Below are 26,044 nucleotides of genomic sequence, written 5' to 3' on the forward strand. Positions count from 1 at the left end.
AGACTAGTCGGAAATGCGACTAGTCTCTTTTTTTGATTGAATGTAGAAGTACTCTTCACTAGTAGACAGTCCTACTTCACACTTCTCTTCAAATAACTCTCAAACAAAAGGTCGATCAACAGCATCAATGTTGATCTTGCTGTAATATCATAGCCTGCGAACTTCACCCGGCCGACGGTCATGCTCAAATTCGTCTTCACCATCTTTCCTAAAGTAGAGTCGGATGCGTTCGTGATCGCTGCTGTATCAACGACTTTATACGAAAGCTTCTCGGCTGCTTGCACAAGTGTTTTCGTTTCGCCGCTTGACGAGATAAAGAACACGAGGTCGTTCGGTTCCACCATATTCGGTAAAAGGTCGATCATGTGTGACTCGTATGTATAATGAGTCTGTTTGTTCGTCTGCATGAGCAATTTGCTAAAATACTCCGCCATCATTTTGGATAGACCTACACCAACCACCATCACACGTTTTGCGTTCACGATTTTCTCACTCAATTTTTCGAGCTCCGTTTTTTGAATCGTTTCAAACGCGGAGACAAATTCCTCTTTATAGCGCTCAACCGGATTATCCCTCAACATGACATGCTGATTTTCAATCGTTTTTAAAATGTATTTCAGTTCCGAAAAGCCTTCAAGTCCGAGCTTATGCGACATGCGTACAATCGTTGTTGTACTCACGTTGTTCACTTTTGCGATCTCGGTTAACGAATGCGTTTTTGCTTCATCTATATGGTTGTCTATGTAATACAGTACTTGTTTTTCAGTCGGTGTAAGTTCAGCTAACTTGCTGCTGAACTGATCTAGAAACTTCCCCATCGTTAACTTCCTCATTTCCGTACGATTCTTTCTTTTAGTATAGCCCATTTTTCATTCTGTACAAATGTACGGACTCTGTACAAAGATAACGCTTACTTTCATGTTACAAATAGAGTATAGAAAGTTGGAAGTGCTTTCATACTAGGGGAGATTGGAGTGAACGTCATGGAACTAAGAAACATGACCCATCCGAATTTAGTGTTGTTTGATGTGGATGCTCAAAATAAAGAGCAAGTTATTCGGCAGCTAATTTCAAAGATTAAAAAACAAAATTATATAGAATCTGAAGAAGCTTTATTGGAAGCGGTGTTAAAACGTGAGGAGCAGTCTCCGACAGGCATGGAGAAAGGGCTAGCGATTCCGCACGGAAAATCGGCAACGGTAAAACAAGCCGTCTTTGCGGTAGCTCGTCTCAAAACACCACTCGCAGATTGGGAAAGTATCGATCCGAACAATAAAGTTCAGCTTGTATTCTTGATCGCCATTCCTGAAAGTGAAGCCGGAACGACGCATTTAAAAGTATTGTCTACACTAAGCACAAATTTGATGCGTGACGGCTACTTGGAAGGTTTGATGTCAGCGGGAACAACAGAGGAATTTTTAAACAGGCTGGATGTTGAAAAGAAGACGGAAGTTACGACTGAAAAAGAGTTCACGAAGACCGTTGTTGCTGTTACAGCTTGTGCAACAGGTATCGCGCATACGTACATGGCAGCTGAAGCTCTGGAAAAAGCAGGACGTGAGCTAGGTGTTTCTGTACTCGTTGAAAAGCAAGGTGCAAGCGGAATTGAAGATGAGTTATCAGCAGAGGTTATAAAAAACGCGGATGCTGTCATCTTTGCAACAGATATTGCACCAAAGCAAAAAGACCGTTTTGCAGGTAAATCGTATGTGCAGACGCGTGTAGCTGAACCATTACGAAAAGGGAAAGAAATGATTCAAAAAGCGCTGAGTAACCCTGATGGTGTTGTTGAAGCAGAGGAAGAAGAATCTTCTACTACACAATCAAGTGGCGGAGGCGGATTCTTTAAAGATATGGTCCAAGCGGTAATGACAGGGATCTCTTACATGATTCCGGTTATCGTAGCAGGTGGATTGATGATGGGGATCGCAAAGCTTGGTGCGATGCCGTTCGGACTTGTAAACGAACTTGCAGATCCGAAATATGCTACACATTCAAATGAGCTATTCGTTATTCTGCACCACCTCGATAAGTTTGGAGCACTCATATTCAAATTCATGTATCCGATATTTGCCGCGTTCGTCGCGTATTCACTGGCGGACCGCGTTGGTCTTGTAGCCGGATTTATCGGAGGAGCTTTTGCAGGGGGACTTCATTACACGTTCTGGAACAACCCGGAAGGCATTCCGTCTGGATTTTTAGGAGCATTGATCCTCGGTCTTGCAGCAGGTTATATCGCTCGCTTCTTGAACCGAAAAATACAGTTGAACAAAAACTTAGCTGCGATGAAGCCGATGTTTCTCATCCCAGCGATCTCTGTACTTTCGATCTTTTTCTTAAACTTTTATATTGTAGATCCTGTGTTTGGCGGTCTGAACGTTGTGTTACGCAACTGGATCGAGTCTGCACAAGGAACGGGTGACGTTGTGCTTGCATCGATCATCGCTTCTGCAACTGCTTTTGACTTAGGTGGACCGATCAATAAAGCAGCTGGTGCAATCGCGATCGGACTTGCCGCAGATGAAGTGTATCCGTTAACAGCTCGCGTTCTAGCGATCGTTATTCCACCGATCGGCCTTGGAATCGCTGTTGTCATTGATAAATATATCGTCGGTCGCCGTGTATTCCCAGCAGACCTTCGTGTAGCAGGAAATACTTCGTTGTTATTAGGATTCCTTGCAATTTCTGAAGGTGCGATACCGTTCATGCTTCGTAACCCGTTGATCACGATACCGATCAACATTATTGGTGCGATCCTTGGCGCAAGTACGGCTGTCTTGCTTGGAGCTGTTCAATGGCTTCCGCTTCCGGCAGTTTGGGGCTGGCCGCTCGTTGAGAACCTTTGGGCTTACTTGCTCGGGCTCGTTGTCGGCGCAGCATTCATCGCATTCTCCAACATCTTTATACGCTTTGCGATTTTAAAGAAAAAAGAGAGACAAGTATAACGATATTCTTCAGGTTTTGGATCTCTAGGAGCAATAATCTTGATAGATATTTAATCTCCTGAGCGAAACTAAGGGTGTTTTGAGCGAACAGGGATACATTTTGAGCGAAAGATAGGTTCCAATGAGCGAAACAGAGGATGTTATGAGTAAAACAAAGACCAGTTTGAGCGAACGTGTAACAAATAAAAATACACGTACCGTAAAATCCGAACTGTTTAGACTATACGTCGATTTGAGCTGAAAAAATAAGCATTCAAAATAAAAAAGGGGCGCATCTTGTTAAAAAGGTGACCCCTCTTTCTATTAAACGTGAGCAACTCGGGAGGGGAAACAGCATGAAACAGAAACAAAAAAAGGTATACGTCGTACCGCATTCGCATTGGGATCGCGAGTGGTACTTTACTATAGAAGATTCAAACCTACTACTCGTAGAAAACATGGACCGATTGATGGATGTTATGGAGAAAGACCCTGAGTATACAGGTTATGTATTTGACGCGCAGAGCTCGATCATTGATGAGTATCTAAAGATTCGTCCAGAAGAAAAAGAACGGTTAAGCCGTTTGATCGCCGATAAGCGTATTTTCGTAGGACCTTGGTACACACAAGCAGATTCACTACTTGTTAACCGAGAGTCATTGATCCGCAACTTAATGTACGGAACGCGAATCGCTGAAAAGATGGGTCACTCCCTGAACGTTGGTTATCTGCCTGATATTTTTGGTCAAAACACGTACCTTCCATCATTGTTCAAAGAATTTGATATCGATTACAGCGTGTTACAGCGTGGAATCTATACCGATCAGTTGAACGGTGATCTGAACTTCACGTGGCAATCCCCAGACGGCGAGAGCGTGAAGGCAAACAATATCTACTTCGGCTACGGTCCAGGAAAATTTTTATCAGATGATCCTCAGTACATGGAAGAACGATTGCTGCCTATTTTAGAAAAAATAGCTGATCTGAACGCGAGCACGGATAACTTGTTGTTGCCAGCCGGTGGTGACCAAGTGCTCGTGCGTGAGCATTTTCCTGAAACGGTAAAAAAGCTGAACGAAAAAGATGACAAACACGAATATGTGCTATCTGACTATGAAACGTTCATGAAGGATACGTGGCAAGAAGGAGATTTTAAGAACGTGATCGAAGGTGAGCTGATCGCGACTCAAAAATCTCGTATCCATAATACGATTCGGTCTCAGCGTTATGACATCAAAAAGCTGAATGATCTGGCTGAAGAAAAAGTCATTTATGAACTTGAACCATTAGCGAGTTTTGCAAGTACGCTAGGTTTTAAATATCCGCAACGATGGCTGGATGAGATGTGGAAGATGCTTTTCGATGTTCATGCGCATGACAGCATTGGTGGTTGTAATTCTGATGACACGAACCAAGAAATCGTGAATCGTCTTACGAAAGTTATACGAATTGCTGACGGCTGTTTGAATCTATTAAAAAAACAGATATCAGAAGCTGTGAGCCGTAAGCTAGGCAAAGATTCGATCTTTGTGATGTTCCATTTGCTTCCTAAAGCGTTTGAAGGCTCTAAAAAAGTCGTTCTTTTTACAAAAGAAAAAGGGTTTGGTGTTCGTGACCTAGACGGAAATCCTGTTTTGTTTGACGTATTGAATCAGGAATATATCTCAGGTGGAAAGACGATCGTCGTAACGGCGGATGGCGAGAAAGAAGTAGAAGCGCCAGGTTATTACAGAAACGAAGTGCTTTTACAGAATGTGAAACTTCCGTCCATGGGCTATGAAACATTTGAAGTAGTGGAAGATGAAGTGATTGAACATGTAGCTCCGAAAGTTGAAGATAACCGAGCGATACAGAATGAGAGCTTCCGCATTTACGAGGAAGATGGCAGACTGCATTTAACGGTGAAAGCATTGAACAAGACGATCTCAGATTTTGTGAAGTTCGAAAATGTTGCGGATGCGGGCGATTCTTATGACTTCTCTCCGCTTGCTGGAGATTCTCCGATTTATTCCCGAGAGATCGAATCTGTTTATGTTGAGGGAAGTGAAGCTGTAGAATTTATGGAGGTCGTACATCTGTTGCAGGTGTCAAAAGACTTGGAAGAACGTAAAGTTGGAGACGCAACTGGGAATCTAGCCATTGTAACCCGATTTGAACTACGCAGTGGTGAGGACTTTATTCGGGTTACACATGACATTGAAAACGAAGTAAAAGATCACCGCGTGCGCGTGTTGCTGCAAACTTCTGTTGAAGGACCAGATTACTCGTTCGGTGATCAAGGTTTCAGCTTGATTCAGCGCCCGACCGTTAATCCGTACATGGAGAACTGGAAAAAAGAAAAGTTCGCTGAAGCACCAGTGCCGATCTATCCGCTTGAAAATCTAGCAGGTGTAACGAACGGAGAGTTAACTTCTGCTGTTATCACAAAAGGCATCAAAGAGTATGAGTTGATCAAAGAAACAGGGCAACTCGCTTTAACGCTGTTCCGAAGTGTTGGGCTACTTGGTCGTGACAACTTAGCTTGGAGACCTGGCCGCGCGTCAGGTATCAACAACAAAGTCGTTTACACGCCAGATGCCCAAATGCAGACGAAAATGTCGTTCGAGTACGCAATTACGGTCACAGAAGGTCATGATGTTAAACGGTTGTTTAACACGGTAGATAATTATCGCGGACACAGTGTGAGTTATCAAAAGCAAGCGTTGAACACGTTTGAAGAGAGACTCGACCGTTTTGAAATTCCTTATCCAGTGGATATCTTGCCTGCGAGATTCAGCTTGTTTGAGACAGAAGGTGACCTGTTCCTAAGCACGATGAAAAAAGCGCATGACGATGATTCGGTCGTCTTACGTTTTTTTAATCCGAGTGAGGTAGAACAGACAGTCTTATTAAGAAGCGAACACATCCAGTCTGTTGCACAAACAAAACTGAACGAAAAAAGTGTGATCGACGTGAAAGACGAAGTGACGGTTCGAGCAAAAGGATATGTCACACTAAAGCTTCGTATGAAGGAGAATGTGTAATGAGTTTTCCAAAAAAAGTTGAGAATTTGTTAAAAACGATCTATGGCGAAGAATTTTCATCTACCTATAAAGATGAAATCATAAAGCTTGTTGATGGGTGGAAAGAGAAGAAGTGGAGCGAGACAGCTCCACTTTCTGAAAAAAATGTGTATCTGATCACGTACGGCGACATCATCAAAGAAGAAGGGGAGCCGACGTTAAAAACGTTGAACAAGTTCATTAACGAATACGCGGCAGATGAGATTACGGATGTACATTTGTTACCGATGTTTCCGTATACGTCTGACGATGGTTTTTCGGTCGTTGATTATCGTGAGATCCACCCTGAACTGGGGGATTGGTCGGAAATTGAACGATTTTCAGGCGATTATCGTTTAATGTTTGATTTTGTGGCGAACCATATGTCGAAGTCGAGCAAGTGGTTTCAAGGCTATCTGAAGGGTGAGGCAGAATATGCGAACTATTTTACCCCGAAAGAAGAAGGTTTCGATGCTTCAAACGTCGTGCGTCCTCGCACCTCTCCGCTATTTCACGAGTACGAAGGTGGAAAGACTGCGTGGACCACATTCTCTGAAGACCAGGTGGATGTGAACTTTAAGCATTTTCCTGCGTTGCTGGAGATGACGGATATTTTACTGAATTACGCGAACCGCGGTGGGACAAGCATTCGCCTAGACGCGATCGGTTTCATGTGGAAAGAATCGGGTACGACTTGTATTCATCTTCCTCAAACACATGCCATCATTCAGTTGTGGCGTGAGATTTTAGAAGAGCTGAAGTTAAACACGCTCTTGATCACAGAGACAAATGTTCCGCATAAAGAGAATATCAGCTATTTTGGTGACGGAAACAATGAAGCACATATGGTGTACCAATTTTCACTGCCGCCGCTCGTATTGCACACGTTAACGACTCATGATGCGAGTAAGCTGACCGGTTGGGCGAAGTCGATTGAAAAGGTGTCTGATTCGGCTACGTATTTTAACTTTTTAGCGAGTCATGACGGTATCGGCATGCGTCCAACAGAAGGAATTTTAACAGAAGAAGAGCGTTCCTCATTGGCTAAGAAAGTACTGAGTAACGGCGGTCGTGTTTCGTATAAAAGTAACCCAGACGGAACGGAATCTCCTTACGAGCTGAACATCAATTACATGGATGCGCTCATCAACAAAGACGAAGATACGAGTGAAGATATGCAAGTGCAAAAAATGCTTGCGGCACATTCCGTTTTGTTCTCCGTGATGGGTGTTCCAGCCGTCTATTATCATTCGCTGTTAGGGTCTGAAAACGATTATGAAGGATTGGAGTCGTCAGGAATCAACCGCCGAATCAATCGCCAAAAGTTTCAATACGATGAGGTGGTAGCTGATTTGGAAACATCTACTCGACGTCAAAAAGTGTTTACGGGGTTGAAGCGGTTGATTCGAACGCGTCAGCAGGAAACGGCGTTCTCGCCATTCGCTTCACAGTCGATTGTAGATCTTGGGAAGCAGGTATTCTCACTGATTCGCAGAAATGAAGAAACAGATGACACGGTGTTGTTCGTGATGAACGCATCGAACAAACTGATCGATGTGGAACTTCCTTTCGGTGGGCAAGACTTGTGGAGTGGCAATTCTGTTGAGAGAACCGTTGAACTTGTTCCGTATCAGTTTATGTGGATTAAAAAATAAAGTAGGTGGACACGGATGAAGATTGTCATTGCTCCTGATTCATTTAAAGAAAGTATGACAGCGGCTGAGGTCTGTAGAGCAGTGGAAACTGGTTTCAAAAGTACGTTTCCTCACGCACAATATGTGCACGTTCCTGTTGGCGACGGTGGAGAAGGAACCGTTACATCGGTTGTTGATGCGACAGGCGGCGAGATGGTCGAAGTCCAGGTAACCGGTCCGCTCGGTGAAAAAGTAAATGCATTTTACGGCGTAACAGGTGATGGGAAGACGGCAGTGATCGAGATGGCTGCCGCATCCGGTCTTCATCTTGTTCCGAGAGAGAAGCGAAATCCTTGTGTGACAACAACACGGGGAACAGGTGAACTGATTCTGGATGCTTTGGATCGAGGAGTGGAGCGGATCGTACTCGGTCTTGGTGGGTCTGCAACAAACGACGGTGGTGCTGGCATGGCGTCTGCACTTGGTGTGAAGTTTTTGAATGTGAACGGTGAGGAATTGTCTGCTGGTGGTGAAGCGCTTCGTGAACTTTTGACCATTGATGTTTCTGGACTGGATGCTAGGTTGCAATCGGTGAAAGTGGATGTGGCGTGTGATGTAACAAATCCGTTAACGGGACCGCACGGGGCATCGGCAGTTTTTGGACCGCAAAAAGGTGCGACGCCAGATATTGTTGGCGTTTTAGATGAAAGTTTAAAACGATACGCTGAAGTAGTGGAGCGAAATCTTGGTGTTGCAGTAGATGAGTTACCAGGCGCGGGCGCTGCTGGCGGCCTTGGTGCAGGAGTTGTGGCGTTTTTAGACGGAAAGCTGCAGAGCGGAATTGATCTTGTGCTTGATGTAATTCATTTTGAAGATAGGGTTCGTGATGCGGATCTCGTCATTGTTGGAGAAGGCCGGATCGATTCTCAAACCATTCATGGCAAAGCGCCAGTTGGTGTAGCGAAACGAGCGAAGACTGTTATGGACGGTGTACCCGTTGTTGCGATTGCTGGCAGCATAGGTCCTGATTATGAAGCGGTGTATGATCACGGAATTGATGCTGTTTTTAGCGTGGTGAACTGTGTGGTGACGTTAGAGGAAGCATTGCTGCACGGAGCGACTAATGTGGAAAAAACAGCGGAAAACATTGCGCGTGTTATAAAGTATGTCAAATAAAGAGGCATGGAATCTCCATGCCTCTCTCTTATTTATGATTTCTAGTTGTAACTAATCGCTTGTTTACCCATCTGTTCCCAAGCGGCAACGAAGTTTGTTCGATTGATCTTACGGTTTTTCTCGTTCGTCAAAGGATCGTTGAAGTAGATATATTGACTGTCATAACCTGTAACGAGTACAGAGTGTTCTCTATACGTGATTTTGACGGGTCCCTGTTCCGTATAAAAAGTTTGAAACTGAGAAGAAGGAAGTTTAGTGAACCACGTATTAGCGATTACCCAAACAGGTTTCTTTTTATCAAGCTGGTTTGTAACACTTGTAAAAGGTTTTCCAGTTAAGTTTACAACCCGATTACCAAGATACTGCCTTGTCAACGTGTCGATCGGTTTTTGATATACGCCATAACCAGGTTTGCTTTTGTCATACATATCGCCGACAAAGCCTACGTTTGGATTACCAAAATACACTTTTCCGTCTACCTTGCGATAAGGCGTTGGATCTTTTACAACTTGTTTTGCAAGTGTCATCTTGTCTACTTTTACACCAGCATAATTTAACAGCATGGCTAAACTCGTAACTTCACAACCTCTTGGAAGCTCTGGCAATTGAGAAACGAGAGGTGCATTCAATAACACTTTAGTAGGAACGGTTGTTTTAACAAGCCAACTCGCGATCCAACCTGTTCGATTATCAGGTAACGTAATGCGATACCAGAGCTCGTTTCTAGAATTCGTAAACTGTTCAAAAGCGACTACTTTTGTTCCATTCTTAAGCTGAGTGACTATCTTATAGTCTGTACTCGCACCTGAACGGATATTGGCAACGTCCACATTCACATAAAGAGTTTTACTAACTTTAGTAGCAGCAGAAACGTTTATTCCTGAAAAATATGTAGAAATACTAAGCAATAAACAAACAACAAGTAAACTTTTTAAAATCCCCTTCATTTTTCCCCTCCATCATTTAATTTTTGGCACTCTTAAACTCTATTAAATGACAGAATTTTCAGCAATGGGCAATCTTCTTTATTTTATTAACATAATAACCATTACTTAGAAAAACGACGGGAGATATGGCATAGACCATATTGTGCATATAAAACTTTTGGTAAACTACTGATTAATAAATCGTTTTACAAAGTGTTTAAACTTATCGTACAGTTGGTGTAAATTAAACAACTGTTTAAAAAGTAGGAGGTCATTTCATGAGTATTATTGATATTAACTGTGATATGGGCGAGAGTTTTGGCGCTTACAAACTCGGAACAGACGAAGAGATTTTAAAATACATAACATCAGCCAACATCGCATGTGGTTTTCATGCGGGAGATCCTGCGACGATGAGAAAAACCGTTAAATTAGCATTAGAGCATGGCGTTGGAATCGGTGTTCATCCGGGGTTGCCTGATCTGGCTGGATTCGGCCGCCGAAACATCGATATCTCTCCACAGGAAGCATATGAGATGGTGGTTTATCAGATTGGTTCGTTGTGGGGATTTGTACAGGCTGAAGGCGGAACGATTCAACACGTGAAACCGCATGGTGCGCTTTATAACATGGCAGCGGTGAATCGTGAACTGTCTGAAGCGATTGCCGAAGCCGTTTACAAAGTGAATCCTGAGCTTATTCTGTTCGGACTTGCAGGGAGTGAGCTCGTTCAGGCAGGTGAAAAGGTTGGGCTGCGCACAGCATCTGAAGTTTTCGCCGATCGTACGTATCAGCAAGATCGCACGCTTACTTCACGCAAATTGCCACATGCTGTGATTACGGATGATGATGCGGCTGTCGCACAAGTGATTGGTATGGCTAAAGAAGGAAAAGTGATGACGCAGCAAGATGTTGACGTTGATATTAAGGCAGATACGGTTTGCATCCACGGTGATGGTGCGCATGCACTGAGTTTTGCGAAGAAAATCAGACAAACGTTAGAGGATTCTGGGATCTCTGTACGTAAAATCGGAGAAAGTATTTAAATTAGACTGTAGAAAGCTCAAAGGGAAGCGTCTTTGAGCTTTTTTTATGTGAGGTAGGTTGGTTCGTGTGGTTAGGAGTGGTTTTCAGGTGGTAGAGGGACGGTGAGCGGTAAAAAATGAAGGCTCCCCGGTGGAAACTCTCACTTACAGGTGGAAAGACCGACTTTACCGGCGAACGTGTAGCAAATATAGAAACACGTACCGTAAAACCCCTCTCTATGTCATAATAAATCTGGAAACTTCGACTAAAGAAAGGAAGCATCACACCTATGATTTGGATTCTTTACCTTATCTTTTTTATTCTATCATTGACACTCTCAATACTTGGTGCATCAACATGGATGTTCATCACGCTGCTACTATTTTTTGTAGCAGGCTCTTTTCTAACTCTTCTCTATCCGTTAATGTGGCAAAAAGATGCTGAACAAGTAAAGAAGTACTTACTAAAATCAAAGCAGCCGTACCACCGCTTTTTATATGCATTTTTATATGAAGAAGAAAGTGAGGCTGAAACGAAGCTCACGAAAATCAAACAAGCTCAGGCGAGAAAATATGCTGAGATCATGCTTTTCACACAGCAAGAAAGATGGGTAGATGTAAAGGAGCTTCTACAGACCATGAAAAAAAGTGATCTCACTCTCTATTATTCTGCAATCGTCGCGATGGAAGAAGGCAGACAAGACGAATACGAGAATTACAAGAAACAATTGAAAGACCGCGATTATGTGACATGGTTAACAGTTGAAGAGCATCGACGTAACGGCAACAGAGACGAGGCGTTCGCTATTCTCGATAAACAATTAAGTACCTTAGGTGGACTAAAATTACTATCCGCCCTTCACTATAAAAAGAAGCTACTACATACAGCGTAAACGTCAAAAACTAGAACTCCATTACAAGGAAATCTAGTTTTTTCTTTTTCCAGCACATTCCACGCGTCTTCAAGCTACCTTTATCCGACAAATAACAGTATAATTAGGCATAAAAACATTTTTTGTAAAAAGGCAGGAATATAGGGGATGAATAATTTTAGATTCGGTATTCGCCAGAAAATTATTACTGGCTACATTGTCATCATTGTCTGTTTAATTGCTGCTATTCTTGCGGTGACCAACCAGCTGGATAACATGAAGAGTGAGAGGAACTTTATCATCCAGCATGATATTGCGGTCAGGGACCTTACGAGTCAGATTGAAAAAGATTTGCTAACAATGGAGACGAACAAAAGGGGTTATCTGATTACAGGAGATGAGAGCTATCTTCAGTCTTATGATGAAGCTCGTTCAAAATGGACGAAGGACTTCAACACGCTGAGCGAACTTCTCTCTGATAATCCGAATCAGCAAAAAAACGCTGTAACGATTAACGAAAACATTAAAGAATGGATCGCAGTTGCGGGAGATCCGCCTATTAAAATGAAGCAGCAGAACGATACGGCGGGTATCACAGAATTCTTCAGACTAGATCCAGGGAAAGAAAAGACAGCACAAGTGCTTCAGCAATTCGATTCTTTTCGAACAAAAGAAAAAGTACTTACTGAACAACGCGCAGATGATCTGAACGACCAGAATCGATACTTAGAGATCGGTCTTTTTAGTTTGCTAGGATTCGTTGTTATCGCATCCATTACGCTTGCTTATATTATTTCTGGTTCGATCATTAAGACGATCAAAGCAGTAGTCGAGACGATACGTGCCATGACGTCAGGCGGAAACTTGAGCAGCCGTATTCATGTGAAATCGAACGATGAGATCCGAGATTTAGGAGAAGCAACGAATGAACTGTTGAACTCTTTTGAAGAACGCGACTGGCTACAACGAAGTGTCACGGATGTTGTGAGTAGGAACCAAGGCGTTTCATCGCTTGAAACGCTAGCGGAGATCTTCCTTTCGGCAACAGCACAGATCACGGAATCGTCGTACGGTGCCTTTTATATTAAAGAAGGTAAAGAGGAAAACGTTCGCTTTGTTAAAAAAGGAGCATTCGCGGACACGGATGCAGATGTAGGACGAGCTAGCTTTAAGTTAGGACAAGGTCTTATCGGGCAATGTGCACTCGAAAAACGAGTTCAAGTGATCGAAAAAATCGATGGAAATTATACGCTCATTTCTTCTGGACTTGGTGAAACAAAACCGAAAAGCATCTTGATTGCGCCGATCGTGCACGAAGATGAAATTGTAGCCGTAATCGAGCTAGCGAGCCTAACGACTTACAGCAACCAGCACATTGCATTTATTGAAAAAGTGCTTGAAACATTCGGACTCACGATCAACCGAGTGATCGACCGAATGGAGATTGCAAGACTTCTATCTGAATCACAAGCGATGACAGAAGAACTGCAGGCGCAATCTGAAGAGCTTCAAACGCAATCTGAAGAATTGCAGATGCAATCAGAAGAACTGCAGATGATCAACGAGCAGCTGGAATCACGATCACAAGATGCTGAGGAAAAATCGAAGGCACTTGAGATCGCTAAAAAGGACCTTGAAGATAAGGCGAAGCAGTTAGAAACAGGGTCTAAATACAAATCAGAGTTTTTGGCGAACATGTCTCATGAACTGAGAACCCCGCTTAACAGTATCTTGATTCTTTCCGAGATGCTTGCTGAAAATGGCAACCAGTCACTTTCGGACGAAGAGTTAGAGTTCGCTCGAGTGATCCATTCATCCGGACAAGATCTTCTGAATCTGATCAATGATATTCTAGATCTTTCGAAGGTAGAAGCAGGTAAACTGGAAATCATGCTTAGTGAGGTGAACCTCAGTGAGTTCCCGGCTAACCTGGAAAGAAACTTTACGCATATCGCGGATCAAAAGAATCTTAACTTTACGATTAACATGGCTCCTGACGTCCCACCACTTCTGCAGACAGACGAAAAACGTTTTCAGCAGATCGTCAAGAACCTGCTGTCCAACGCGTTTAAGTTTACGGAAAAAGGATCAGTATCTGTTAGCGTGAAAAGGGTTCAGACAGATGTGATCTACAACGGTGTTGATTATTGGTTAGAAGTTGCGATTAAGGATACGGGAATCGGCATACCGAAAGAGAAACACGCACTCATTTTCCAAGCTTTCCAGCAAGGGGATGGAGCAACGATTCGCAAATTTGGCGGCACAGGTCTTGGTTTATCGATCAGCAGTGAGTTTGCGAAGCTTTTAGGCGGAAGACTGCAGCTGCAAAGTGAAGAAGGAAAAGGAAGTACCTTTAAACTTCTTATTCCAAGTATCTCTGATGAAAAAGTTTCTGTTCAAACGTTCCTTGGAGCATCAGCTGAAGTGGCGACTGCACTTGAACAATCCAGCAATCCGGTAGCTGTGGCAGAAGCACCAATAACAGCTAAAATTGTACCTGCAGAACCTGAGTCAGAACAACCATCGATCTCTGTTGATGAAGAGAACGTATTCTACGGTAAAACGGTGTTGATCACAGATGACGATAACCGAAATATCTTTGCGCTAAAAACAGCTCTAGAACAAAAAGGAATGAACATTCTGATCGCCAATAACGGCATGGAGTGTCTGGACGTTCTTGATGCGAACAAGAAAATTGATCTGATTTTGATGGATATCATGATGCCAGAGATGGATGGCTATGAAACGATGCAGCGCATTCGCGGAACAGGTGACCACAAGGACTTGCCAATCATTGCGTTAACGGCAAAAGCGATGAAGAACGACCGTGAAAAGTGTCTTGAAGCAGGGGCGTCTGATTATATCAGCAAACCGCTGAAGCTCGAACAGCTCTTTTCTGTAATGCACGTTTGGATGACAAAGTGAGGATCGACCACTGATGAATGATTTCTTATGGAACAACGATGACAACCAGGAAAATAGCATAACGGAAACACTCGAGATGGATCTGTTGTTAGAAGGATTGTACCGCGTATCTGGATTTGATTTTCGCCAGTATATGCGGTCCTCCATCCATAGACGTGTCCACAACCGCATGCAGCTCGAACAGATTCCAACGATTACGGGCGTGCTGGAAAAAGTTCTGCATGAACCAGCTTTCATGACGACGCTGCTCAATGACTTTTCGATCAACGTTACGGAGATGTTTCGTAACCCGGAGTTCTTTCGTGCATTTCGCCAAAAGGTGATTCCCGAGTTGAGAGATCTACCGGAGATCCGTATTTGGCATGCAGGATGTGCCACGGGTGAAGAAGTATATTCGATGGCGATTTTGATGGAAGAAGAAGGCTTAAGTCATAAGACGAAATTTTATGCGACAGACATGAACGAACCAGTGCTGAACAAAGCGCGTACAGGTATTCTGCCGCTGAGCAAGATGAGGACGTACACGAAGAACTATATGGCGGCTGGAGGGACTCAAGCATTTTCTGAGTACTATACGACAGACGGCCACTTTGCTTATTTAAAACCTTCGTTATTAAAGCAGATCAGTTTTCTGCAGCATAACCTTGTGACAGATCATTCGTTCAATGAATTTCACGTGATTCTTTGCCGAAATGTCTTGATCTACTTTACGGCTGCTCTGCAAAATCAAGTGCATGAGCTGTTTTACGATAGCCTCAGCCCGAATGGTTTCCTTGGACTTGGTGATAAAGAATCCATTCAATTTGCGGACTGTGCGGATAAGTACGCTGATTTTGCCGAACAAGTAAAAATTTATAAAAAAAAATAAAAGCAGGATGAAGGGGTGTGAAAGCCTCTTCTATCCTGCTTTTTTTATTTGGCTTGAATCATCATGATACACATATCATCGCTCTGACCTTTTTGCTGTTCTTCTGGCATGACCAGATGGATTGGCGAGCGAATGTTACTCCATTTTTCAGAAGCCACGTACTTCAGCTTCTCTAGCATCAATTCTTCGTCGTCACCAGCTTCTAGCACACCATCCGTAAATAGCAGCATCTGAATATTATCTTCATAATGAATTACAGACTTCTTCACCTCGATCTGCTCAAAGAAGCCTACAGCAAAACAGCTGCGTTCAATGGATTGAAGCGAATTATCAACGAGCACATAGCCTTCTGGATGCCCGGCATTCACGTATTCGACCGTCTTTTTCTCCGTATCTATCAAAAGATAGATGCCTGTGAAATAGTAGTTATAATCGTTCTTCGGATTATGAAGAAGCGCCATGTAACGGTTCAATTCTTTGATCACGAGCTCCGGATCTTTAAGCTCTTTAATGCTATCCCGCATAACAGAAGAGATGAACATGCAGACAAGAGAAGAGGAAATTCCGTGCCCCATCATATCAAGCAAGATGATGCCATATCGATGGTCATCGAACTTATGCCAATAATACATATCGCCCGCTAGCTTAAAGGAAGGCAGGTGAGACACGTTTATCGTGATGTTGTCTTCTTTGATCGGAGGATTCAACAACCCTTTTTGAACTTGCATCGCAAGATCGAGCTCGTTTTGAATCTTTTGTTCTTGTTCAGCATGCCAATCTTTTTCGTATTTTAATCGAAGTGCAACTCGAATTCTAGCAAGCAGTTCTACTTTATTAATAGGCTTCGTCACATAATCCATACCGCCGCAGTCCAGTGCTTCTGCTAACTTCGTAGAGTCTTCAAGCGCCGTGATGAAGATGATCGGAATGTCTTTGAAGCGCTCGTCTTTCTGTACGCGCTGACAAGCCTCGATCCCATCAATCTCCGGCATCATGATATCAAGGAGAATTAAGTCGATCGACTTTTTGTTCAGCTCTTTTTCATTTTCTTCGAGGTGATCGAAAAGCTGTTGAGCCGATGAGAGTGAGGTACAGTCTTCGTATCCTGCATTCTTCAATATTTTCTCTATTACAAATAAATTTACCGTATTGTCATCAACGATCAGCATGGACATTCAAACTTCTTCCCCTTATATGTACCATTTATTGTGTGTTCTTCAAATATCATTCATATCTATAACTCTAGTATACAAGTAAATGCAGAAAGGGACTATTTTTTAGATTATTTAGAGTGGGATAGTGGTGGTGGAACAGTTATTAGGAGTGATTATGCTAGTAATAGTAGAAGAGGGTGTGTGTTGCGTAATAGACTGTGTTCAGGATAAGGACATCGTTGCGGTTTGTGCACACCAGATAGACTGCTTGAAATATATCCACGGTAATCCAAATTATTTTCACGGATAAGCGTATTAATTTCACGGATAACCACAATAATTTCACGTATAAAATAATTTAAACGATTTTCGACACTTATCGCCACAGTAATTATTCATGAAAAGACACATTGCTCAACCTTGTGTTCATTTTAAACATTTTAGTTGACATTAGTGTTCGTTTGTAACATTATAATACATATAAAGTGTTCGAAAATAACAAAGGTGATGAAAATAATGCCTAAAGAGCGTAGAGAGCATATTCTTCAACAATTAAATACGAACGGAAAAATTGAGATTGAGGACTTAGTAAACGAATTAAATGTTTCGGCGATGACAATCCGGCGTGATCTTGCTTTTCTCGAAGAAACGGACCAGATTATTAGAACGCATGGCGGAGCGATACTTAACAAGCCGTTAGTCGTGGAATCATCTTTCCGAACAAAAGAAGGAAAGTTCAACGATCGGAAGAGAGCAATCGCCGAGAGAGCTGTACAATTCATACAGGATCACTCTACTATTCTTTTAGATTCAGGAACGACAACGTTAGAGATCGCAAAATTGTTAAAAGAGAAAACGACGATCACAGTTGTTACAAATGATATAAAAATTGCAGCTGAGCTTCTAGATACGGATGTGAAAGTAATCGTTACTGGCGGCGAACTTCAAAATACGATTGGAACATTGTTCGGCCCATTAACAGAGCAAATGTTAAAAGGGATTCACGTAGATCTCTTTTTCTTAGGAGCTCATGCGATCCACAGCCGAGCGGGTGTTACAGCACCGACTTATGAGAAGGCTGCGATCAAAAAGCTGATGATTGAAGCATCAGAAAAAACATGGCTCGTGGCTGACTCTAGCAAGTTTGATCAAAAATCACTAACAAAGGTTTGTGACTTAAATCAGATACACGGATTGATTACAGATCAGCACATTTTAGATGAAACGGAAAAAATGCTGAATGAATATTTAGAAGTCGTAACCGTTGAAGGTGGTGAAAAGGGATGAAAGTCGGCGTTATCGCAGATGATCTAACAGGTGCCAATGCGACAGGGGTAAAACTGATCAAGCAAGGTTTTGAAGCGGCAACAATGGTGTATTACGATCAAGAACCAGCTTCAGGAAGTTATAACGCCGTTTGTATCGATACGGATAGCAGGTATGCACGAAAAGATGTGTCCGAGATGCGGATTAAAAAGTCCATGAACAACCTTCAGCGTTGGGGTGCAGATGTTATCTGTAAACGAATCGACAGTACCGTAAGAGGAAACATCGGAACAGAGATCGACATGGTCTTAAATGAACTTGGCGAACGGTCGATTGCGGTTGTCGTTGCATCGTTTCCAGATTCATCCCGAATTACATCTGGGGGTTACTTACTCGTCGATGGTGTACCTGTTCAAGCGACGGATGTGGCCAAAGATCCGGTCATGCCTCTTACTGAATCGTACGTTCCTTCTATTATAAGTAAACAGAGTGAGTATCTTGTAACACACATCGGGCTCGAGACTGTTTTACAAGGAAAGAAAACGATTCTGCAGGCGTTAAAGCGTAAAATAGACGAGGGCAATCGCATTCTTGTGATGGATGCGGTAACAGATGAAGAGATTGAAGATATTGCACATGCGATGGCATTGATTGAGGATTATCAACTCATACCTGTAGATCCTGGACCATTAACGGCTTATTATGCAAAGGCTTACACATCTCTCCATACACAAAGTAAAAAGATTCTCGTCACAGTCGGAAGTGTAACCTCTTTGAGCGGAGATCAGCTAACATACTTGATCGACAAAACGGATGCGAAGCCGGTCTATGTTGATGCTGAACAATTAGCAAGTCTATCGGACAGCTGGGAAACAGAAGTTCAAAGAGCTGTGACGGCTGCCTTGGAAGCTATCCTTCACCAAGACATCCTGATCATCACGACTAATTCACCAGAGGCAAAACGGTTAGAACTAAAACGATTGGCCGAAGAGCAAGGTGTGAGTCAGGATCAACTCGCAAAAAGAATTGCAGATGGGTTAGGGAAGATCACGCGAATTGTCATTCAGTCAACGCATTATGAGATCGGCGGCTGTTTTTCCAGTGGAGGAGATGTTACGGCTTCCCTCTGTTCTGTTGGAAGAGCTGAAGGCATCAAGCTAAAAAACGAAGTGCTACCTCTCGTCGCATACGGTGAATTCATCGGAGGTTACTTTGATGGTATACCGCTCGCAACAAAAGGCGGCATGGTTGGTGACAAAAAAGCGATTCACACGATTGTAAAGCACCTTTTAGCAAACCAAACGTCTACAAAGCAATTTCAATAAATCTTTTAAACAACTGAAGGAGGAACAAAACATGACAACAACTACAAAAACGGCAACTACAGAAAAAGCGATCATCGCAATTCCAATGGGTGACCCGGCAGGTATAGGACCAGAAATAACAATGAAGTCTCTTGCAAAAAAAGAGATCTATGATGTTTGTAAACCGCTCGTGATCGGAGATGCTGCAGTACTTGAAAAAGCGATTGAGATCGTAGGTGCAGACCTTACAATTAATGAAGTAACATCACCAGCAGAAGGAAAGTACGAACTAGGAACAGTTGATGTAATCAACTTAAACAATATTGATATGAATAAGCTCCAGTATGGCGAAGTTTCTGCTCAAGGCGGACATGGAGCGTTTGAATATATCAAAAAAGCAGTAGAGCTTGCTACAGCAGGTGAGGTTAAAGCGCTGGCAACAACACCGATCAACAAAGAATCGTTAAAAGCGGCGAATGTTCCTTATATCGGTCATACGGAGATGCTTGAAGCACTTGCAGGTTCAGATGATCCTCTAACGATGTTTGAAGTAAAAGGGATGAGAATTTTCTTCTTAACACGCCATCTTTCATTAAAAGATGCAATTGCAGCTATGACGAAAGAACGTGTGCATGATTATTTAGTACGATGTGATCGAGCGCTCGCTCGTCTAGGTGTTGAAAACAGACGGTGGGCTGTTGCTGGACTGAACCCGCATAGCGGCGAAGGCGGATTGTTTGGCTGGGAAGAAGTCGAGCAGATCAAACCGGGTATTGAGCTAGCTGTCGCAGATGGAATTAACGCAGTAGGTCCGGTTCCAGCAGACTCTGTATTCTTCCAAGCACTTAACGGAAAATATGATGCAGTGTTGTCGCTTTATCATGATCAAGGACATATCGCAGCAAAAATGACAGATTTTCATAGAACCATTTCTATCACGAACGGACTTCCGTTCTTAAGAACTTCGGTAGACCACGGAACAGCGTTTGATATTGCAGGTAAGAACATTGCAGAGAGCACGAGTATGGAAGAGTGTATCAAACTTGCAGCTCAATATGCGCCAAAGTTTACTGCGAACAGTCTTTAAGATAGTTACATGAAAGTGAAGGGTACTATTGCCCTTCACTATTCTTTCAATAAAATAAAAGCGCTTACATAAAGGGGGTTAATGAAATGGAAGTATCAGGAGCACAAATGGTAGCTGGTTTAGTTCTTGGGGTTATTGCATTAATTTTTCTCGTTTTAAAAACAAAGATTCACGCTTTTCTAGCTCTGATCATTGCGGCATCAATTGCCGGTCTTGTCGGAGGTATGGAACCTGGTAAAGTCGCTGATACCATCTCGGCTGGGTTCGGTAGTACGCTTGCCTCTATCGGGATCGTTATCGGACTCGGTGTGATGATCGGACGGATTCTCGAAGTGTCCGGAGCGGCTGAAACACTGGCATATTCACTGATAAAAGCTGTCGGCAGGAAAAAAGAAGAATGGGCGATGGCGATTGCGGGTTATGTGGTTTCCATTCCGATTTTTGTTGACTCAGCGTTTGTTATTTTAAATCCACTCGTAAAAGCTCTATCTAAGAAAACGGGGAAGTCGGTCGTGTCATTAGGTGTTGCTTTAGCAGTGGGTCTTGTGATCACCCACTCTTTAGTACCGCCAACGCCTGGTCCTTTAGGTGTAGCTGGAATCTTTGGAGTAGATATCGGACTTATGATCGGGCTTGGCCTTCTTTTTGCCATTCCGACTATGATCGCGGGTGTTCTTTACGCCAAATGGATAGGTAAACGAATCTATCAAGTGCCAGATGATTCCGAACTTGGTTTCACACGACCTACTAAACAAGCAGCTTATCAAGAGTTTATCGAGCTAGCTAGTGCGCGAGAGGATGCTCTACCTTCTTTAGGACGCTCACTTTTACCGATCGTTCTGCCGATTCTACTAATCTTTTTAAACACGACATTAACTGCACTCGAACTTACATCTGGTTTTTACGGAATCCTGATTTTCTTAGGAAAGCCAATTATTGCCGTAAGTATCGGACTCATTGTAGCGATCTACGCTTTAGCCGGTAACTTGAGTCGCTCTGAATCACTTGACCGCATGGAAGAGGGAATTCAGACAGCCGGTATCATCCTGTTAGTAACAGGTGCAGGTGGAGCGCTTGGTAATGTCCTTCGTGAGAGTGGAGCGGGGAACTTTATTGCTGAAAAAATTGCAGACCTTCCACTTCCTGCAATCTTGATTCCGTTCTTCGTCGCGACGATCGTTCGCCTCGTACAAGGAAGTGGTACGGTAGCGATGATAACTGCAGCATCTATTTCAGCACCGATCCTTTCTCAGCTAGATGTGAACATGGCACTCGCGGCTCAAGCTGCAGCGATGGGTTCGATGATCTTCTCGTATTTTAACGACAGCTTGTTCTGGGTGGTTAACCGGATGTTAGGCATTAAAGAGGTAAAAGAACAGATCATGGTCTGGTCTGTACCGACGACGATCTGTTGGTTCGTAGGATTAGTGTCACTGTTAGTCGCAAATATGGTTTTTTAAACAGATGTTTAAAAAGAGTCTCATCATGTTGAAATCGTGGTGAGGCTCTTTTGTATGTGAAGGGGGTCTTTTACGGTACGTGTTTTGATCATTCATTACGCGTTCACCGGTAAAGTTCTCGTTTTCACCGGTAAACGTGGTCGCTCCACCGTTAAACTCTCGCTTAGCACTTGTAATCAAGCTGTGACGACCGCTAAGCAGCTCATGACCACAGCTAACTCCTCCCATGCCATCTTAATCCAACAAAAAAAGAACCTACATCATGTAGATTCTTCTCTATCGAGCATTATTTATGAACAGGATCAACGGCTGATGCCGCATGAACGGGCAATGTGATCCGAAATGAGGTGCCTTCGTTCCGTTTGCTGTCTACCAGAATCGTTCCTCCATGGTTGTGAATGATTTTAAAACAGACCATGAGCCCGAGGCCCGTACCGTTGCATTTTGTCGAGTAGAACGGCTCACCGATTCTTTTTTGTTGCTCATCTGTCATGCCGACTCCGTTATCTTTGACCGTAAGAACAACATGGCCGTCAACAGGAGCAGCAGAGAGCGAGATCTTACCTCCGTCAGGCAGGGCTTCCATCGCGTTTTTGATCATGTTGATGATCACTTGAGTCAGCTGGTTCTTTTCACCATAGACGAGCGGCATGTCTTTTTCTTTCTCAAATGAAATAATGACGTTGCGTAAATTTGCTTCAGGCTGCATGAGATCGATGACGTTCTGGATGCTCTCAACGATATTGAACCAGCTGAAATAAACAGCATGGGGTTTTGCTAGGACCATTAGTTCACTCACGATAAAATTGATGCGATTGATCTCAGTCAGAATGATGTCTTTAAAAAATGTGTTCTTCTCATGATCAGATTCGTTGATCAGTTGAACGAGCCCTGCGATGGATGTGAGCGGATTGCGAATTTCATGAGCGATTCCCGCGGCCAAATCACCGATTAATGAAACCTTTTCAGACTTCAATAGAATTTCCTCTGTTTTCTTTTTCTCGGTCACATCGTATTGGATTGAGATGTGCTGATAAGCCACACCTTCCGGATCTAGAAATGGAACGATCGTCGTATCCACCCAATAGAGCGAGCCATCTTTCGCTTTGTTGCAGATCTCACCGTTCCAAACACGGCCAGATTTGATCTCTTGTTTAATATGATGAATAAAGTTATCTGAATGAACGCCTGAATAGAAGATCTTGCCATGATCTTGTCCGATCAATTCTTCGCGGGTATATTGCGTTAACTCACAAAAGTGATCGTTCACTTGAATGATGCGATCGTCTTTGTCTGTAACGGAGAAGATCGTTCCTTCAAAGAGAGCCGTTCGAATGTTGTTTAACTCTAGGATTGAGATATCTAAATCTCGATTTGTATGTTGGAGAGCTTTTTTCGTGTTATGCATGAATTTTGTATAGTGTGTAACGATTGAACGAGCAGCAGTATCGATCAAAAGGTTCAGGCGATTGGATGCAGTAATAGCACCATTAACGTTAGTGCTTCGTGTTCCAAATTCCTCCTTTAACAGCTGTGAGATGATAACACGGGACTCGAAGATAAAATGAAGGGCGTGATCGAGCGGAATTTCCAACTCGGATGAGCGCTGGCCGAATGAGTCAGCCCATTTTTTGATCTTTTCTTCAGCGGTTTGAACATTTTCCGATAAGCCTTCACCTAAGTATTGAAAAAGAATTTCCATCCAGTGAGATACTTTGGTTTTGTAGATCGAAAAATCAGTTCCTAAGTTCTCGATCGGCGTTAGTGTGTCTACAAGTTGTTTGCTGTTTTCTTTTATTTTCGTTCCAAGCGTCTTACAACCTTCCATGGGGTTTGCCTCCTCGAACAGTTTCCGAATGTATCTGTTGAAACCTTCGACATTTCGACAAACATCCCTTCTATTGGAAGAAAAGGAATGATAAAACTTTTCTTAGTAATGCTTTTGTTGTCCTTGTGGGGAGTTGATTTCCGTTTCAGGTGCTCGCTTTCCGGGGGAGTGCGGTGAGCCACCTGGGCACTCTGTGCCTTGTGCCCTTAGGTGTCTCACCTGATTGGTTTAAGAAAGTTCCTTGCTCCTGCGTCTACAAGCAAATGCTACTGGGGTGTTTTTCCTCGTCGCATGCCTTACTTAGAAGGTTCTCAAGTGGTAGGCACGCACCTTACACTGCAATCAACTTTTCAAATGGTGTCAAAAAAAGCAACAATCTTTAATATAAGAAACTAAGAATTTATGATAAATAATGAGGGTAAACAAAAAAAGACACTCGATCTACTGTGATCAAGTGTCGCTGATTACATCGCTTCTAAGATACTCTCCATGTAGGTTTCGGTAAACACTTGAAAGCATAGATCGAGCATCTGATTTATCTCTTGAATGATAAATATCACTTCTTTTACGCTAGTTTCTCCTTGTTCTGCTAGGCGTTCAATCACATGAAGAATCTCACTGCGAATAAAAATGGTGGATTGCATGGCAACGTCTAACGATTGTCCGTATTCAAGCGCATAGCGAGCAGTTTGGATCGCCCAAACTTTTAATCCATCTTCTCTTGCAGACGGCGATAGCACGAGTGAGCTGCCGATGAGCTGGACTAATTTCATAATGTAATCGGTTGATGATTGACGATCAAAGAGCTGTTTATCTTTTATCGGATATTTCTTAAACCGTAGTGTGAGTATTTGCTCAGCCAGTGTCGGTGAATCATCGATGAGTGTTTTAGCTAGCGTATGTTGGAGCTGATTCAAGATGGTAACCCCCTAATTTAAAAGATATATGTATTGAAATGTTAAGAAAATAAAGCTTTACCTTTAGTATTACTTAATCAGATAGGCTTGTCACGAACAATCGAGCTATTATAGACCAAATTTACAAAGAGGGCAGCTGAATAATCAGCTGCCCTCAGTTTCTAGTTGTTTTTCTTTTATAAAGAAAGAGATCACTAAACCGATCAAAGATAAAACGGATACGACGATAAAGGCCATGTTCGCGCCATACATATCTGGATGTGTAATTTCAGGGCGCTCTGCCGCGGTTTCGGCAGTTGTGGTCATGACGGTCACTAAAATCGCAGTACCGACTGATGCAGCGATCATCTTCATCGTATTATCCATTGCCGCTCCGTGCGGGATCAATCGCTTCGGAAGCCGGTTGAGTCCAGCAGTTGCAACAGGCATCATAACCATCGCAAGGCCAAACATCCGTATGCCGTACATCACGGTTAAGAATGTAAAAGATGTAGCGGGACTTAAAGTGGCGAACGCGAATGATGATCCTGTTATGATCGTTAATCCGATGATCGCCAGCCACCGCGCACCAAACTTATCGAACAGCCTTCCTGTGATCGGTGACAAAAGCCCCGTGATGAGTGCACCTGGTAAGAGTGCAAGACCTGCTTCAAACGCTGTAAAGTCTCTCATGTTCTGCATGAATAGCGGTATGATCGTCTCCGCTCCAATCAATCCTAAGAATGTGATCATTCCGATGATGATCGTAAGCGGGAAGATGGAGTTTGCGAACACTCTGAACTCGAGCATCGGGTGTGCTAAACGCAGTTGTCGTGTGATGAATAAAACAAGAGCCACGACACCGATTGCGAGCCAAAGCAGGGTGCTTGGCGCGGTCCATCCTAAATTACCTGCGCATGTAAATCCGTACAGCAACCCTCCAAAACCGAACGATGACAGAATGATCGATGTTACATCTACCTTTGTTTTTGAAGTTTCCGTAACATTTTTTAAAGCAAAAAAGGCTACGATAATATCAATGATGGCGATCGGTAAGATGATGAAAAAGAGTACCCGCCAAGAGTAATGTGATGTTACCCAGCCTGAAAGAGCAGGACCGATAGCAGGTGCGAATGAAATCACGAGCCCGACCAATCCCATCGCTGATCCGCGTTTGTTCACGGGGAAGATCATCAAAAATACGGTCTGCATAAGAGGCAACATTACCCCAGCTCCACTTGATTGGATGACCCTTCCGAGTAAGAGTGTCTCAAAATTTGGCGCCAGTCCTGCAACGAGTGTTCCAACAGCGAAAACGCTCATCGCAGAAATAAATAGCTGCCGTGTCGTGAACCGTTCGAGCAAAAACGCACTGACGGGAATCATGATCCCGTTGACGAGCATGAATACGGTTGTCAGCCATTGAGCGCTGTTCGCCGTAATGTTCATTTCTTTCATGATCGGCGGAATCGCAGTGATCATGAGTGTTTGGTTTAATATCGCAATAAACGTACCAGCCAGCAGCAAGGCAACGATCGTCGATTGTTTATAATTTTGTGAGGTTTCCATAGTCGTTCATTCCCATCTAACATGTCATGATGTGTACAGCTTACAGGATTTTAAACGGAATTGATATAAAGTTGCTTTCATGAAAAGCA

The 26,044-nt window shown here is 43.1% G+C and carries 19 protein-coding genes; 12 read left to right on the plus strand and 7 right to left on the minus strand.

What is annotated here, in order from left to right; all coding sequences use genetic code 11:
• Nucleotides 1-71 precede the first annotated feature (71 nt).
• Nucleotides 72-818 carry a MurR/RpiR family transcriptional regulator gene (locus IHV09_RS09050; RefSeq protein ID WP_197190359.1) on the minus strand — a complete coding sequence of 249 codons (747 nt, stop codon included), beginning with the start codon at nucleotides 816-818 and terminating at the stop codon, nucleotides 72-74.
• A 165-nt stretch (nucleotides 819-983) separates the two neighbouring features.
• Here IHV09_RS09050 and IHV09_RS09055 point away from each other — a divergent pair, with 165 nt between their 5' ends.
• The 4 genes from IHV09_RS09055 (at nucleotide 984) to IHV09_RS09070 (ending at nucleotide 8,775) form a co-directional block, all read left to right on the plus strand.
• On the plus strand, nucleotides 984-2,945 hold the full coding sequence (locus tag IHV09_RS09055) for a fructose-specific PTS transporter subunit EIIC (protein ID WP_197264255.1): 1,962 nt from the start codon (nucleotides 984-986) through the stop codon (nucleotides 2,943-2,945).
• 335 nt (nucleotides 2,946-3,280) lie between these two features.
• Nucleotides 3,281-5,947 (plus strand): glycoside hydrolase family 38 C-terminal domain-containing protein, encoded by a 2,667-nt coding sequence (locus tag IHV09_RS09060; RefSeq protein ID WP_197264256.1) that lies wholly within the window; start codon nucleotides 3,281-3,283, stop codon nucleotides 5,945-5,947.
• Complete coding sequence (locus IHV09_RS09065; RefSeq protein WP_197264257.1) at nucleotides 5,947-7,620, plus strand: alpha-amylase family glycosyl hydrolase; 1,674 nt, start codon at nucleotides 5,947-5,949, stop codon at nucleotides 7,618-7,620. Before IHV09_RS09060 ends, IHV09_RS09065 begins: the two co-directional genes overlap by 1 nt.
• Before the next feature lie 15 nt (nucleotides 7,621-7,635).
• Entirely contained in the window at nucleotides 7,636-8,775 is a 1,140-nt protein-coding gene (locus IHV09_RS09070) for a glycerate kinase (RefSeq protein WP_197264258.1), read from the plus strand.
• Between the two features lie 41 nt (nucleotides 8,776-8,816).
• Here the strand turns inward: IHV09_RS09070 and IHV09_RS09075 are convergent, their stop codons facing one another.
• The gene (locus tag IHV09_RS09075) at nucleotides 8,817-9,722 is read right to left on the minus strand and encodes a C39 family peptidase (RefSeq protein ID WP_231618233.1); all 906 of its coding nucleotides are present in this window, start codon (nucleotides 9,720-9,722) and stop codon (nucleotides 8,817-8,819) included.
• A gap of 257 nt (nucleotides 9,723-9,979) precedes the next feature.
• Here IHV09_RS09075 and IHV09_RS09080 point away from each other — a divergent pair, with 257 nt between their 5' ends.
• The 4 genes from IHV09_RS09080 (at nucleotide 9,980) to IHV09_RS09095 (ending at nucleotide 15,391) form a co-directional block, all read left to right on the plus strand.
• Nucleotides 9,980-10,747: a LamB/YcsF family protein gene (locus tag IHV09_RS09080; protein WP_197264259.1), complete on the plus strand. Its 768-nt coding sequence runs from the start codon at nucleotides 9,980-9,982 to the stop codon at nucleotides 10,745-10,747.
• A gap of 269 nt (nucleotides 10,748-11,016) precedes the next feature.
• The gene (locus IHV09_RS09085; protein ID WP_197264260.1) at nucleotides 11,017-11,619 is read left to right on the plus strand and encodes a hypothetical protein; all 603 of its coding nucleotides are present in this window, start codon (nucleotides 11,017-11,019) and stop codon (nucleotides 11,617-11,619) included.
• Nucleotides 11,620-11,766: 147 nt separating this feature from the next.
• On the plus strand, nucleotides 11,767-14,523 hold the full coding sequence (locus IHV09_RS09090) for a CHASE3 domain-containing protein (protein WP_197264261.1): 2,757 nt from the start codon (nucleotides 11,767-11,769) through the stop codon (nucleotides 14,521-14,523).
• Nucleotides 14,524-14,536: 13 nt separating this feature from the next.
• A complete protein-coding gene (locus IHV09_RS09095) occupies nucleotides 14,537-15,391 on the plus strand; it encodes a CheR family methyltransferase (protein ID WP_197264262.1) in 855 nt (284 codons plus the stop codon).
• A gap of 44 nt (nucleotides 15,392-15,435) precedes the next feature.
• Here IHV09_RS09095 and IHV09_RS09100 read toward each other — a convergent pair whose 3' ends face one another.
• Nucleotides 15,436-16,566, minus strand: a complete 1,131-nt coding sequence (locus IHV09_RS09100; protein ID WP_197264263.1) for a fused response regulator/phosphatase — start codon at nucleotides 16,564-16,566, stop codon at nucleotides 15,436-15,438.
• A 495-nt stretch (nucleotides 16,567-17,061) separates the two neighbouring features.
• Here IHV09_RS09100 and IHV09_RS09105 point away from each other — a divergent pair, with 495 nt between their 5' ends.
• From IHV09_RS09105 to IHV09_RS09120, 4 genes are all read left to right on the plus strand, one after another.
• Nucleotides 17,062-17,832 carry a DeoR/GlpR family DNA-binding transcription regulator gene (locus IHV09_RS09105; protein WP_231618234.1) on the plus strand — a complete coding sequence of 257 codons (771 nt, stop codon included), beginning with the start codon at nucleotides 17,062-17,064 and terminating at the stop codon, nucleotides 17,830-17,832.
• Nucleotides 17,829-19,136 (plus strand): four-carbon acid sugar kinase family protein, encoded by a 1,308-nt coding sequence (locus IHV09_RS09110; protein WP_197264264.1) that lies wholly within the window; start codon nucleotides 17,829-17,831, stop codon nucleotides 19,134-19,136. The genes IHV09_RS09105 and IHV09_RS09110 overlap by 4 nt, the downstream gene beginning before the upstream one ends.
• A 31-nt stretch (nucleotides 19,137-19,167) precedes the next feature.
• The gene (gene pdxA / locus IHV09_RS09115) at nucleotides 19,168-20,202 is read left to right on the plus strand and encodes a 4-hydroxythreonine-4-phosphate dehydrogenase PdxA (protein ID WP_197264265.1); all 1,035 of its coding nucleotides are present in this window, start codon (nucleotides 19,168-19,170) and stop codon (nucleotides 20,200-20,202) included.
• Between the two features lie 86 nt (nucleotides 20,203-20,288).
• Entirely contained in the window at nucleotides 20,289-21,662 is a 1,374-nt protein-coding gene (locus IHV09_RS09120) for a GntP family permease (RefSeq protein WP_197189978.1), read from the plus strand.
• Here the strand turns inward: IHV09_RS09120 and IHV09_RS09125 are convergent.
• The 4 genes from IHV09_RS09125 to IHV09_RS09140 form a co-directional block, all read right to left on the minus strand.
• Nucleotides 21,639-21,890: a hypothetical protein gene (locus tag IHV09_RS09125; RefSeq protein WP_197264266.1), complete on the minus strand. Its 252-nt coding sequence runs from the start codon at nucleotides 21,888-21,890 to the stop codon at nucleotides 21,639-21,641. The genes IHV09_RS09120 and IHV09_RS09125 overlap by 24 nt on opposite strands.
• 58 nt (nucleotides 21,891-21,948) lie before the next feature.
• Complete coding sequence (locus tag IHV09_RS09130; RefSeq protein WP_197264267.1) at nucleotides 21,949-23,490, minus strand: PAS domain-containing sensor histidine kinase; 1,542 nt, start codon at nucleotides 23,488-23,490, stop codon at nucleotides 21,949-21,951.
• A 464-nt stretch (nucleotides 23,491-23,954) separates the two neighbouring features.
• Nucleotides 23,955-24,407, minus strand: coding sequence for a hypothetical protein (locus IHV09_RS09135; protein ID WP_197264268.1), 453 nt, complete (start codon nucleotides 24,405-24,407; stop codon nucleotides 23,955-23,957).
• A 144-nt stretch (nucleotides 24,408-24,551) separates the two neighbouring features.
• Complete coding sequence (locus tag IHV09_RS09140) at nucleotides 24,552-25,955, minus strand: DHA2 family efflux MFS transporter permease subunit (RefSeq protein WP_197264269.1); 1,404 nt, start codon at nucleotides 25,953-25,955, stop codon at nucleotides 24,552-24,554.
• Nucleotides 25,956-26,044 lie beyond the last annotated feature (89 nt).

This window comes from Fictibacillus sp. 23RED33, assembly GCF_015903925.1.
Classification (GTDB): Bacteria; Bacillota; Bacilli; order Bacillales; family Fictibacillaceae; genus Fictibacillus; species Fictibacillus phosphorivorans.

What these genes read in the sequence shown, in the direction of transcription:
- IHV09_RS09050 (WP_197190359.1), bottom strand. Translation starts at nt 818, where the DNA reads ATGGGGAAGTTTCTAGATCAGTTCAGCAGCAAGTTAGCTGAACTTACA.
- IHV09_RS09055 (WP_197264255.1), top strand. Translation starts at nt 984, where the DNA reads ATGGAACTAAGAAACATGACCCATCCGAATTTAGTGTTGTTTGATGTG.
- IHV09_RS09060 (WP_197264256.1), top strand. Translation starts at nt 3,281, where the DNA reads ATGAAACAGAAACAAAAAAAGGTATACGTCGTACCGCATTCGCATTGG.
- IHV09_RS09065 (WP_197264257.1), top strand. Translation starts at nt 5,947, where the DNA reads ATGAGTTTTCCAAAAAAAGTTGAGAATTTGTTAAAAACGATCTATGGC.
- IHV09_RS09070 (WP_197264258.1), top strand. Translation starts at nt 7,636, where the DNA reads ATGAAGATTGTCATTGCTCCTGATTCATTTAAAGAAAGTATGACAGCG.
- IHV09_RS09075 (WP_231618233.1), bottom strand. Translation starts at nt 9,722, where the DNA reads ATGAAGGGGATTTTAAAAAGTTTACTTGTTGTTTGTTTATTGCTTAGT.
- IHV09_RS09080 (WP_197264259.1), top strand. Translation starts at nt 9,980, where the DNA reads ATGAGTATTATTGATATTAACTGTGATATGGGCGAGAGTTTTGGCGCT.
- IHV09_RS09085 (WP_197264260.1), top strand. Translation starts at nt 11,017, where the DNA reads ATGATTTGGATTCTTTACCTTATCTTTTTTATTCTATCATTGACACTC.
- IHV09_RS09090 (WP_197264261.1), top strand. Translation starts at nt 11,767, where the DNA reads ATGAATAATTTTAGATTCGGTATTCGCCAGAAAATTATTACTGGCTAC.
- IHV09_RS09095 (WP_197264262.1), top strand. Translation starts at nt 14,537, where the DNA reads ATGAATGATTTCTTATGGAACAACGATGACAACCAGGAAAATAGCATA.
- IHV09_RS09100 (WP_197264263.1), bottom strand. Translation starts at nt 16,566, where the DNA reads ATGTCCATGCTGATCGTTGATGACAATACGGTAAATTTATTTGTAATA.
- IHV09_RS09105 (WP_231618234.1), top strand. Translation starts at nt 17,062, where the DNA reads ATGCCTAAAGAGCGTAGAGAGCATATTCTTCAACAATTAAATACGAAC.
- IHV09_RS09110 (WP_197264264.1), top strand. Translation starts at nt 17,829, where the DNA reads ATGAAAGTCGGCGTTATCGCAGATGATCTAACAGGTGCCAATGCGACA.
- pdxA (WP_197264265.1), top strand. Translation starts at nt 19,168, where the DNA reads ATGACAACAACTACAAAAACGGCAACTACAGAAAAAGCGATCATCGCA.
- IHV09_RS09120 (WP_197189978.1), top strand. Translation starts at nt 20,289, where the DNA reads ATGGAAGTATCAGGAGCACAAATGGTAGCTGGTTTAGTTCTTGGGGTT.
- IHV09_RS09125 (WP_197264266.1), bottom strand. Translation starts at nt 21,890, where the DNA reads ATGGGAGGAGTTAGCTGTGGTCATGAGCTGCTTAGCGGTCGTCACAGC.
- IHV09_RS09130 (WP_197264267.1), bottom strand. Translation starts at nt 23,490, where the DNA reads ATGGAAGGTTGTAAGACGCTTGGAACGAAAATAAAAGAAAACAGCAAA.
- IHV09_RS09140 (WP_197264269.1), bottom strand. Translation starts at nt 25,955, where the DNA reads ATGGAAACCTCACAAAATTATAAACAATCGACGATCGTTGCCTTGCTG.